Here is a 10,667-nt window from a genome sequence, read left to right on the forward strand (position 1 = left end):
GACCTAGAAAAAATCCAAAACGATACAAACAAACAAAAAAGCCCCGGTCAGTAATGACCGGGGCTTTCTTGCGTTCGGACAATGGCAAAACAGACCCAAAGAGCGCGCCAAAGCGACCGCCCTAAGCCCCCAGAAAACTCCGTCGGTCCCGCATCTGTATAACGTCGGTAACACGTCGGTATTACGTCGGTGCGACCCGAACGATACAAAACAGAAATCTTAACAAATACACCCTAAACACGTCGCCCAAAGACGAGGGCGCTCACCCGGCCCAACTCTCTGCCACGGAAGAGGCCGGGGAAGGCGCAGTCACCGGGCGGCTCATGCAACCGGCCAGGGCTGGCGCGGTTGCTTCCGGGAAGCCGCCTCCCTGGGGTTCCGGGGCGGGAACGGGCGGTTTAGCGGTTGTCTTTCCAGCCAACCTTACGCTTAATACGCGCTGGCCGCGCGGGGCCCCAAGGATCTGACCGCGTGTTTGGCAAAGCTGAAAACTGTCGGAACCCATGAAAAACACCTCGTTCAAGCCCGTAAAGTCGCGCCAGACCGTTCAGGACCAGGTCTATGACCAGCTGCGCAAGGCCCTGGTCAGCGGTGCCTTCGAGGCCGGGCAGGGGTTCACCATCCCCGCGCTGGCCAAGAGCTTCGGCACCTCCCATATGCCGGTGCGTGAGGCCCTGCGCCGCCTGGCGGCGGAGAATGCGCTGAAGATCTCTTCCACCGGGACCGCGATCGTGCCGCCGCTGGAGATGCGGGAGCTGACCAAGATCTGCGAAGCGCGGATGATCCTGGAACCGGCCACGGCGGAGATCGCCTTTGACAACCTGACGGCCTCTGACATGGCAGAGCTGAGGGCCAACTTGCTACGCCACAAGGAAACCGGGGAAACCGGTGACGTGGTGGAGATGCTGGCGGTCAACCGGGCCTTCCACTTCCATATCTATGCCGCCGCGGACAATGACGTGCTGTTCGGCCAGATCGAGAACCTCTGGCTGCGCAGCGGTCCCTACGTGCGCTTCCTGTCCGAAAAGATGGGAGAGCTGCTGCGCGGCAGCTACAAGACCGGCTACACCGCCCATCATGAAGCGATGCTGGCCGCCTGGGAAGCAGGTGACAAGGCGGCCTTTACCCAGGCAATGTCAGAAGATGTGCGCGCAACGCGGGATCTGCTGCTGACTTTCCTTGATGAGGAACTCTCTGCCAACGCCGAGGCCGCGGACTAGGTCGCAGTCCCGGCCTAGCCGGAGCGCCCGCACGGGCCTGCGCTGGTCCCGTTTTTGCGGATCATATTGGCCACAGCCAGAGGGCGGGGACAGAGAGGTGCTTTCTCTGATGTCCCCGAAATGATTTAAACATGAAATAATATGCGACGGCGTCCAGGTCTCTGGATCCCGCCGATAAGGTCATGAAATCTGGGTGAAACGCATGAGCGGATACTTCCTTTATCATTCCATCGGGATGTTCCCCGACAAGCAGCAGCGTATCGCGGCGGAGCTGAACCGCTTCGCCACCGCCTGGGGCCGGGAAGACGATGGGCAATGGGGCTATGCGCTTGAGCAGCAGTGCAAATTCCTGGAAGGCTGGCGCGCGATCCTGAACGCGGGCGAAGGCAGCGTGGCGCAGGCCGAAAGCGTCACCTCGGCGCTTTACACGATCCTGCGCGGCTTGCCGGAAGCGACGGTGCGCGGCGGCAAGGTGCTGATCGCGGCGGATTGCTTCCCCTCGCTGCATTTCCTTCTGGCAGAGACGATCCGCCGCCTGGGCGGAGAGTTGGTCACCGTGCCCGCCGCCGCCGGAGAGGCCTGGGTCAGCGATGAGCAGATGCTGGCGGCCTGGGACGGCAATGTGCGCGTGGCGATCCTGACCTGGGTGACCTCTACCAGCTCTCACCGGTCGGACGTGGCGCGGCTGGTGGCCCATGGTCGCCAGATGGGGACGCTGACCGGGATCGACGTGACCCAAGGGATCGGGATCGCGCGCTATGATTGCCAGGCCATCGGCGCCGATTTCACCATCGGCTCGTCGCTCAAGTGGCTTTGCGGGGTCAGCGGGGCGGCCGTGATCCATGCCACGCAAGAGCTGATCGCGCGCTGCACGCCGGAGCTGCGCGGCTGGTTCAGCCAGCAGAACCCCTTCAGCTGGGACCTGGATGCCTTTGAATTCGCCCCCGATGCGCGGCGCTTCGGCAATGGGACGCCCTCTGTCCTGCCGGCCATCGGATCGCTGCCGGGGCTGGACTTCGTGCGCGACACCGGGCTCGAGGCGCTGGCCGCCGACAATGCCGCCAAGGGCGCTGAGCTGGCCGACTGGATCGCCGGATCGGGTCTGCGGCTTCTGTCGCCGGCCGATGCGGCGCAACGCGGCGGCAGCCTGATGGTCGAACTGCCCGACAGCATGGATGCGACAGAGGTGGTCAACAGCCTGCGGGCCCAGGCGCTGCACACCGATGCGCGCGGCCGCGTGCTGCGCCTGTCGCCGGGTATCGTGACCGGCATGGAAGAGGTCACCCGCCTGACGGAGTGCCTGTCCTCCATGCTGGGCCAGAAGGCCGAAGTCTGATCCGCTGATGCGAAAAAGCGCAGGCAAGCGGCGGCCCCTGGGCCGCCGTTTTGCGTTGCCCCATGAACAAGGGCCCCGTGCCGAAGCGCGGGGCCCTCTGGCCGTCAGGTGCCGGGACCGGGGATAAGCCCCGGCATCCTTGCGGCCTTACTCCACCGTCAGCGTCGTCAGGTTCAGCACGCTGTCAGAGCGCATGGTGCCTTCGATGCCGGGGCGGGCTGCCCAGATAAGCTGGTTCTGGTAAAGGTAGACCGCGTTGACGCGTTCCTTCGCCAGGCTCAGGCCTTCGCGGTAGAGCGCCTCGCGGGTTTCCGGATCGAATTCCACGCGCAGCTTGTCGGTGATGGCGTCAAACTCAGGATCCGACCAGAGCGCCCAGTTGAAGAAGCCCTCTCCGGCCTCGGTGTCGCGGGTCTTCATGATCGACAGGAAGGCATCCTGCGTGTCCCAGACAGAGGCGACGCCGATGGCATGGAAGGACGAGCTGGGGCCCTGCACCAGCAGTTTGGCGAATTCCGGCCACGCCATGGAGTTCACCTTCACGTCGATCCCGACGCGGGCCAGCATGGAGCTGACGGCGCGGCAGACGTCTTCGATGTTCACGTAGCGCTCGTTGGGGCAGTTCATCGAGGTCTGGAAGCCATCGGGGTAGCCAGCTTCGGCCAGCAGGGCCTTGGCGGCTTCGGGATCATAGGGCCAGTGATCGTCCATGTCGGGCTGGTAGCCGCCGATCTCGGGGATGGTGGCTTCGCCCATCACGCGGGCCCGGCCCCGCAGCAGCCGTTCGACGATGGCGTCGGCATTCACGGCCTGTGCAACGGCCTGGCGCACGCGAACGTCCTTCCAGGGGTTGGTCTCAAGCGGGGTGCCGTCCTTGTCGAAGACCTCCAGCGCGACATCGCGGGAGCCGTCCATCTCAAGCTGGATCCACAGCAGCTGGGGGGCCGTGGTGATCGTGTAATCGTTGGCTTCCAGGCGTTCGATATCCTGCAGCGGGACGTTGGTGATCGCGTCGACCTCGCCCGAGAGCAGGGAGGCGATGCGGGTCGGCGCGGCGGAGATCGGCGTGTAGATCGCCTCGGTCACGTTGCCGGTGACCTCGCCCCAGTAGCCATCGAAGGCCTCCATACGGGTTTCCACGTCGGCCTTGTGAGAGACCAGCTTCATCGGGCCGGTGCCGTTTTCATGGGTCACGGTATAGGCGGCGACATCGGCGGACAGGTCGGGGATCTCGACCGCGTCATGCTCTTCCAGCCAGGCCTTGGAGAAGATGAACATGCGGATCATCTTCTCAGGCAGGATCGGGTCGGGCAGGGAAGAGGTGACATCGACCGTGTTGTCGCCGCTGACCGTCGCGCTGGTGATCTTGCCGAAGAGCGCGCCGTAATAGCCGGACTTGCGGCCACGCTCGATGGAGAAGGCCACGTCTTCGGGGGTCAGCGCGGTGCCGTCGTGGAAGGTCACGTCATCGCGGATGGTGAAGCGCCAGGTGCTTTCGTCCACGGATTCCCATTCGGTCGCGATGCCGGGCAGGGATTCCATGTTCGGGCCGATGGCCAGCAGCGTGTCGTAGAACTGGCTCAGCACCGCGATGGTGGTGAAATCATTGGTGGCATGGGGGTCGAAGGTCAGGGGCGAGACCGGGCCGGCGTAGCGGAAGGTCTCTGCCTGGGCGGGGGCCGCGGCCATCGACGTGCAGAGCGCTGCGGTGGCGCAGGCCATCAGGAGTTTCTTCATGGGGTCCTCTCTGTTGAAGGGGCATGTCCGGTTGGGGCGGACTGTCAGGCGTGTTTGGGATCGGCCGGCAGGCGGGGGCCGGCGGTCCTTGCGATCGGCGGGCCCTTGCGCGCGGTGACGCAGTTCGCAGGGGCCAGGAAGCGGCCGCGTTCAGCGCGCGCGGGGCGGGACCTCCCGGTCAGGGGTGCCGTCAGGGGCAGTGTCTGTTGCGGGTCGGTCATGCTGGCCTTGCTCATTGATCGCTTGATCAAGTGATCATATGCCTTCCTGCATGTAAAGAGTTTTGGCGCCCCGAAAGGGCCGCCGCGGCCCCGATCCCGCCCCTTGAGGGGCCCAGGCACAAATCGGAGGCGGCGGCTGACGCTTTCCTGGGCCTGTCGGGCGAAATCGCCCTCTGAGGAGGCGGCGTCCCGACGGGCAAATGCGGGAAAGAATCGCCCTGCGCCTCCGGCCTTCGGCCCAAAAAAAGAAGGCGGCCGAAGCCGCCTTTAGTTCAGGGAGGTTCCTAAAAATTCTCAGGCGGCGCGGCACCGGCACGTCAGTGGCCGGGCCCTGGCATCCGCCGGGGGGAGCAGAGGCACCGGGGTGCATCTGCCGCCGGAAGCCCGCGCGGCGGGGGCCGCGAGGCTTCCGAAGATCTCTGTCATGCCTCGACCGTGGAGAGGGTGCCGACGAAGCTTTGCAGGCGGTTCATCGCCTCGTCGATGTCTTCAAGCGAGACGGAGCCGAAGCAGACGCGCACGTGGCCTTCGCCGGTTTCGCCGTAGAAGCTGCCGGCCTCGACCACGACGCCGGTTTCATCCAGCAGGCGGTCCGCGAAATCCTGCGAATTCAGGCCGGTGCCGGAGACATCGGGGAAGGCGTAAATAGTGCCTTGGGGCCAGGTGCAGGTGATGCCGGGCATCTGGTTCAGCCGCGAGACGACGCGCTGGCGCTTCTCTGCGTCCTCGTCGATCAGGCCCTGCAGTACCGAGGGATCGCCCTTCACGGCCGCAAGTGCGCCTTCCTGGATGAAGGTGTTCACATGGGTCACGTCATTGGCGGTGATTTTCAGCAGAGCGCCGATGGCCGCTTCGGGGGCAACCATGTAACCCAGCCGCCAGCCGTCCATCGCGTAGCTCTTGGTGAAGGCAAAGAGCGTGATGGTGCGTTCGTCCATGCCCGGCAGAGAGGCGATCGAGATATGCTCGGCCTTGTCGAAGAGGATGTCTTCGTAGACCTCGTCAGAGACGACGATCAGGTCATGCTTGATGGCCAGGTCGGCCAGGGCCTGAAGCTCTTCGCGGCTGTAGACGCGGCCGGTGGGGTTGCAGGGGTTGATCAGCACGATCATCTTGCTGCGCTCGGTGATCTTGCCTTCGATCGCGGCGGGGTCGATGCGGAAGTCATCGGCGGCGTCCAGCTGGGCCAGCACAGGCACGGCGCCGGCCAGTTCGATCTTGCCGATATGCTGCGGGTAGTAGGGCTCCAGCAGGATCGCCTCGTCCCCGTCATCAAGGAAGGCCATGATCGCGGCGTAGGAGCCATGGGTCAGCCCGTTGGTGACGATGACGCGGTCCGCGCCCACGTCGAGGTCGTTCTTGGCCTTCAGTTTTTCGGCCAGGGCCTCACGCACATGGGGCAGGCCGCGCAGGTCGGAATAATGCACGTGGCCGTCCTGGATCGCCTGGATGGTGGCATCCTTGATGTGCTGGGGCGTGTCGGCAGAGGGGCGGCCCACTTCGAGGTGGATCAGGTCTTCGCGGCCGGACATGGACGCTTTCTGGAACATGCCGAAGGATTTCGGGGATGTCTGGGTGATGCGCTTGGCAAGGTGTTTCATGTCTGATCCGTACTCAAAGATAGTGAAAATGGGGGGTGGCGGCGCGCCGTGGCCCTTCGGCAAGGGGGCGCTGCGTGCTTATGTCGTGGGAAAGGGCATCGGGTCTGCGCATGTCAGTCTTTCGACGAAGAGAATGCATCGGTCAGCCGGGCCTTGATCAGGCCGGCAGAGGCGGCGACGGGGGTCAGCCCATGGAGCGGAATGCGGCGCGCGGTGCGGTGCGGGATGGGCAGCCCTTCGGCGCTGCCGGCCAGCACGGCATCGGCCAGGGTGCGGCCCAGCTGGGCGGTCAGCGCGATGCCGCGCCCGTTGCAGCCGATCCCGGCATAGCCATTGCGCCCCAGGCTGTGCAGGCGGGGCAGGAAATCCGGGGTCAGTGCCGCGACACCGGTCCAGACGACCTCTGTTTCCGGCACCTCGGGCAGGGAGAGCTCTTGCGCGAGGCGCGCGACGATGGCGGTGCCAAGCCGCGCCTTGGCGCCCCAGGGCAGCGCCGCCATCCCGCCGGAGATCAGCCGGTTGTCCCGGTCCAGCCGGTAGGTGAACAGGTTCTTGCGCGTGTCGCCCACCGGGCGCCGGTCCGGAGAGATCCGGGCGACCGTGGCGGCGTCGATCGGTTTCGTCGCCACCTGGTAGACACGCAGGGGCACGGTGGTGCGCCCAAGCTTGCCTGCCGCGCCTTCGGTAAAGGCATTGGTGCAGAGCAGCAGCGCCCCGGCCCGAAGCTGGCCGGCGGGGGTGGTCACCACCCAGCCGTCGCCGTCCTGTCGCGTGGCGGTGACAGGGGTATGTTCGATGACCTTGCCGCCGTGGCGTTCGACCGCCAGGGCCAGGCCGGTCAGGTAATCCAGCGGGTGCAGGGTGCCGCCGCTTTCGTCCAGCAGCGCGCCTTCGTAGATCGCCATGCCGGTCTGCTGGCGGATCTCTTCCTTCTCCAGGAAGCGGACGGGGCGGCCGCGCGCGCGCCAGTGGTCGGCCCGCTGGCGCAGCAGCTGCGCGGCGGCCGGGGTGGCCGCGGGGTTGAGCCAGCCGGGCTGTTCCGCGTCGCAGGTGATGCCCTCGTCGCGAATCGTCTGGTAGATCGCATCGGCCCCGGTGCTGACCAGGTCGAGCAGCGCGCCGCCCCGGTCCTCGCCCAGCTTGGCGATCACGGCGGGGGGATCCATCAGGGCAAAGTTCGGCACCACGAAGCCCGCGTTCTGCCCGCTGGCCCCTTCGCCAAGCGCCGCCCGTTCAAGCACCACGACCGATTTGCCCGCCCGTGCCAGGTGGCGCGCGGCGGTCAGCCCGGTGAAGCCGCCGCCGACGATCACGACATCGGCCCGGTCCGGCAGGTCGGCCGAGGTCACGAAAGGCGTCCGCGCGGTGCGGCGCCAGAGCGTGTCCTGGTTCGGGGCTTTCGGCATGGTCATCGGCTTTTCCTTGAAACTCGAGTTGATTTATAGCAATGATCGTTTGATCAAACAATCCCAAGGAGACGAACGTGCGCTACGCAATTTCATCCGGCTCACCCTTTGAAAAGATCGGCGGCTATTCCCGCGCCATCGTCGATGGCGAATGGGTCTTCATTTCCGGCACCGCGGGCTACGTCGCGGGCGAGGTCGATCCCGATGACGCCGTGGCCCAGACGGTCAAGGCGCTGGAGATCATCTCCGACACGATGGCAGAGGCCGGCGGCACCCTGAAGGACATCGTCTCGCTGCGCGTCTACGTGGCGCGGCGCGAGGACATCCTGCCGATCGCCAAGCACCTTGGCACCGTCTTCGAGGACCCGCGCCCGACCAACACCACGGTCACCTGCGGCTTCGTCAACGACGAGATCAAGCTTGAGATCGAAGTGACGGCACGCCTGTCCAAGTGACGAAACGGAGGAGGGGGTCGCGATCACGCGATCTCCTCCGCCCGCAGGCAGGCCACGCGGTGGTCATGGGTATCGCTGAGCTCCGGCAGGGTCTGCGCGCAGCGGTCCTGGGCATGGATGCAGCGGGTCCGGAACGGGCAGCCCGACGGCGGGTTCGCCGGATCGGGCAGTTCGCCCAGCGGCGGCGGCGCGATGGCGTGTGACACCTCGAGCGAGGGCACGGCCTCCAGCAGCATCCGCGTGTAGGGATGGCGCGGATTGGCAAAGATGTCGTCGCGCGGCCCGATTTCGACGATCCGGCCAAGGTACATGACCGCCACGCGGTCCGCGATGTGATCCACCACCCCAAGGTCATGCGTGATGAACAGGTAGGAGATGCCGTATTCCTCCTGCAGGTCCTTCAGCATGTTCAGGATCTGGGCCTGGACCGAGACATCCAGCGCCGAGGTGGGCTCATCGCAGATGATCACCTTGGGCCGGGTCGACAGCGCGCGGGCAATGGCGACCCGCTGGCGCTGCCCGCCGGAAAACTCGTGGGGGTATTTCTCTGCATCCTCGGGGGACAGGCCCACCTGCACCAGAAGCTCGTTCACGCGTTGGGTGATCTTCGCCGGGTCGGTCTCTACGCCCAGGACCTTCATCGGTTCGGCGATGGAATCCCCGACCCGCCAGCGCGCGTTGAGCGAGGAATAGGGATCCTGGAACACCATCTGCACGTCCTTGCGGGCGGGCAGGGCATGGCGCGCGATGTTTTCCATCTGCTCGCCGCGGTAGCGCGCGGAGCCCGCGCTTGGCGCTTCCAGCCCGGCGACACAGCGCGCCACGGTGGATTTGCCGCACCCGGATTCGCCCACCAGCGCCAGGGTTTCCCCGGCCCGCAGGCGAAAGTCGACCTCGCGCACGGCCCTGACCCGGCGGGGCGGCTGCTTGAGCAGTTTCTGCAGAAAGCTGGGGCCGCCGCCATAGGTTCGGCTCAGCCCGGCGACCTCAAGCAGGGGCGGTTTCGGCTGGAGGGTGTCGGTCATGTCGTGGCCTTCTGGTCGAGAGGGTGCAGGCAGGCGGCGGGATGCCCGGCGGTGCCGGCCATCTGGGGAATTTCCCTTGCGCAGGCGGCGGTTGCGAAATCGCAGCGCGGGGCAAAGGCGCAGCCCGTGGGCAGGCTGCCGGGGCGCGGCATCGTCCCGCTCAGCTGCGGCAGGCGGGCCTGGCGGTGCCCGACCTCAGGGATGGAGCGCATCAGGGCCGAGGTATAGGGATGGCGCGGGGCCTTGAGCACATCGGCGGTGGGGCCGGTTTCCACGATCCGGCCCGCGTACATCACCGCGACCCGGTCCGTCGCCTGGGCGATGACGCCCATGTCATGGGTCACCAGCGCGGCGGCCAGACCCTTTTCGCGGCAGAGCGTCTTGAACAGGGCGATGATCTGCGCCTGGATGGAGACATCCAGCGCCGTGGTCGGTTCGTCGGCAAACAGCACATCGGGTTCACCGGCCAGGGCCAGGGCGATGACGACCCGTTGCCGCATGCCGCCGGAAAACTCATGCGGATATTGCTTCAGCCGGTCCGCGGCGGCGGGAATGCCGACCTGCTCCAGCAGGCTTTGTGCCTGGGCCCAGGCGGCCTTGCCGTGGCGGTCCGTGTGGCGTTCGATCGTTTCGACAAGCTGGGCGCCGATGGTGAAGACCGGGTTGAGAGAGGTCAGCGGATCCTGGAAGATCATGGCGATCCGCTTGCCACGAATGCGCTGCATCTCGCGCGCATTCAGGCTGTCGATCCGCATGCCGTCAAGCCGGACCTCACCTGCCGAACAATGCAGCGGCGGCTTGAGAAGCCCGGTGATCGCATTGCCCGACATGGACTTTCCCGCCCCGGATTCGCCGACGATTCCCAGGATCTCTCCGGCGCGCAGGTCGTAGGAGACATCTTGGACGATGGGGATTCTCTGCTTGCCGCGAGCCAGCTCGACGCTGAGTCCGCGGACGGAAAGAACGGTGTTTCCCGTTTCGGAACAGCTGCTTGCTGCGGTGTCTGGCGCTGTCATGTCAAAGGCCCCTGTCGGTCTTTTCATCGGTTCGGTTGCCTGATGTTTGGCGTTTCCGGCGGGAAAAGTAAATAAGGTTTGATCAAACGATCTTTTATGCAATGATCAGGGGTGAACAGGAGATTCCCGTGCCGAACACCCAGACGACCCAGCTTTTCGGACTGAAGCTGCCGGATGCCCCGGCGTGCCCGGCATCGGCGGGACCCCTGCACCATGCAGGCGCGACAGCGCCGCTGGCCTGCGATCCGCGCGCCCTCACTGCCCTCGGGGTCGCTGCCCCCTAATCCCACAGGCTGCGCCCGGCCCCGGGCGCCGCCGGAACACGAACGAAAGACGGATCATGTCTGCACTCTATCTTCTGCGCCGCCTCGGGCACGCCTTGCTGGTGATCTTCGTCGTCAGCCTGGTGGCCTTCCAGCTTGGGAATGTCATCGGGGATCCGGTGACGGCGATCCTGGGCCTGGATGCCCCGGAAAGCGCCCGCGAGGCCCTGCGCGAGGATCTGGGCATGGATCGGCCCTACGTGCTGCGCTACGCCGCCTTCGTCAGCGATGCGCTGCACGGGGATTTCGGCATGTCCTACAAGGCGCAGCGCCCCGTGGCCGACGTGATCTCTGAACGGGTGCCGGCGACGGTGGAGCTGGCGCTGG

Annotated in this window: 8 protein-coding genes and 1 pseudogene; 4 read left to right on the plus strand and 5 right to left on the minus strand. The window is 65.8% G+C overall.

Annotated features, from left to right (window positions below):
- Positions 1–503: 503 nt before the first annotated feature.
- Positions 504–1,220, plus strand: coding sequence for a GntR family transcriptional regulator (locus HCZ97_RS20095; protein ID WP_167690896.1), 717 nt, complete (start codon positions 504–506; stop codon positions 1,218–1,220).
- Positions 1,221–1,422: 202 nt separating this feature from the next.
- A complete protein-coding gene (locus HCZ97_RS20100) occupies positions 1,423–2,556 on the plus strand; it encodes an aminotransferase class V-fold PLP-dependent enzyme (RefSeq protein WP_167690897.1) in 1,134 nt (377 codons plus the stop codon).
- 147 nt (positions 2,557–2,703) lie between these two features.
- Here HCZ97_RS20100 and HCZ97_RS20105 read toward each other — a convergent pair whose 3' ends face one another.
- The 3 genes from HCZ97_RS20105 to HCZ97_RS20115 all read right to left on the minus strand — a co-directional run bounded on the left by HCZ97_RS20105 (position 2,704) and on the right by HCZ97_RS20115 (position 7,527).
- The gene (locus HCZ97_RS20105) at positions 2,704–4,293 is read right to left on the minus strand and encodes an ABC transporter substrate-binding protein (protein WP_167690898.1); all 1,590 of its coding nucleotides are present in this window, start codon (positions 4,291–4,293) and stop codon (positions 2,704–2,706) included.
- A 643-nt stretch (positions 4,294–4,936) separates the two neighbouring features.
- The gene (locus tag HCZ97_RS20110) at positions 4,937–6,115 is read right to left on the minus strand and encodes a pyridoxal phosphate-dependent aminotransferase (RefSeq protein WP_167690900.1); all 1,179 of its coding nucleotides are present in this window, start codon (positions 6,113–6,115) and stop codon (positions 4,937–4,939) included.
- A 113-nt stretch (positions 6,116–6,228) separates the two neighbouring features.
- The gene (locus HCZ97_RS20115; protein WP_167690901.1) at positions 6,229–7,527 is read right to left on the minus strand and encodes an FAD-binding oxidoreductase; all 1,299 of its coding nucleotides are present in this window, start codon (positions 7,525–7,527) and stop codon (positions 6,229–6,231) included.
- Between the two features lie 71 nt (positions 7,528–7,598).
- Here HCZ97_RS20115 and HCZ97_RS20120 point away from each other — a divergent pair, with 71 nt between their 5' ends.
- Positions 7,599–7,976, plus strand: a complete 378-nt coding sequence (locus HCZ97_RS20120) for a RidA family protein (protein ID WP_167690902.1) — start codon at positions 7,599–7,601, stop codon at positions 7,974–7,976.
- Between the two features lie 23 nt (positions 7,977–7,999).
- Here HCZ97_RS20120 and HCZ97_RS20125 read toward each other — a convergent pair whose 3' ends face one another.
- Positions 8,000–9,001, minus strand: a complete 1,002-nt coding sequence (locus HCZ97_RS20125; protein ID WP_167690903.1) for an ABC transporter ATP-binding protein — start codon at positions 8,999–9,001, stop codon at positions 8,000–8,002.
- The gene (locus tag HCZ97_RS20130; RefSeq protein ID WP_167690904.1) at positions 8,998–10,017 is read right to left on the minus strand and encodes an ABC transporter ATP-binding protein; all 1,020 of its coding nucleotides are present in this window, start codon (positions 10,015–10,017) and stop codon (positions 8,998–9,000) included. Before HCZ97_RS20130 ends, HCZ97_RS20125 begins: the two co-directional genes overlap by 4 nt.
- A gap of 340 nt (positions 10,018–10,357) precedes the next feature.
- Between HCZ97_RS20130 and HCZ97_RS20135 the strand changes: the two are divergent.
- A pseudogene (locus tag HCZ97_RS20135) lies at positions 10,358–10,667 on the plus strand (ABC transporter permease); the annotation flags it as partial.

Source organism: Pseudooceanicola sp. HF7 (genome assembly GCF_011806405.1).
In the GTDB taxonomy this organism is placed as follows: Bacteria; Pseudomonadota; Alphaproteobacteria; order Rhodobacterales; family Rhodobacteraceae; genus Pseudooceanicola.

Excerpts from the sequence above, each read along its gene's own strand:
- HCZ97_RS20095 (WP_167690896.1), top strand. The coding sequence starts at position 504 with ATGAAAAACACCTCGTTCAAGCCCGTAAAGTCGCGCCAGACCGTTCAG.
- HCZ97_RS20100 (WP_167690897.1), top strand. The coding sequence starts at position 1,423 with ATGAGCGGATACTTCCTTTATCATTCCATCGGGATGTTCCCCGACAAG.
- HCZ97_RS20110 (WP_167690900.1), bottom strand. The coding sequence starts at position 6,115 with ATGAAACACCTTGCCAAGCGCATCACCCAGACATCCCCGAAATCCTTC.
- HCZ97_RS20105 (WP_167690898.1), bottom strand. The coding sequence starts at position 4,293 with ATGAAGAAACTCCTGATGGCCTGCGCCACCGCAGCGCTCTGCACGTCG.
- HCZ97_RS20125 (WP_167690903.1), bottom strand. The coding sequence starts at position 9,001 with ATGACCGACACCCTCCAGCCGAAACCGCCCCTGCTTGAGGTCGCCGGG.
- HCZ97_RS20115 (WP_167690901.1), bottom strand. The coding sequence starts at position 7,527 with ATGACCATGCCGAAAGCCCCGAACCAGGACACGCTCTGGCGCCGCACC.
- HCZ97_RS20130 (WP_167690904.1), bottom strand. The coding sequence starts at position 10,017 with ATGACAGCGCCAGACACCGCAGCAAGCAGCTGTTCCGAAACGGGAAAC.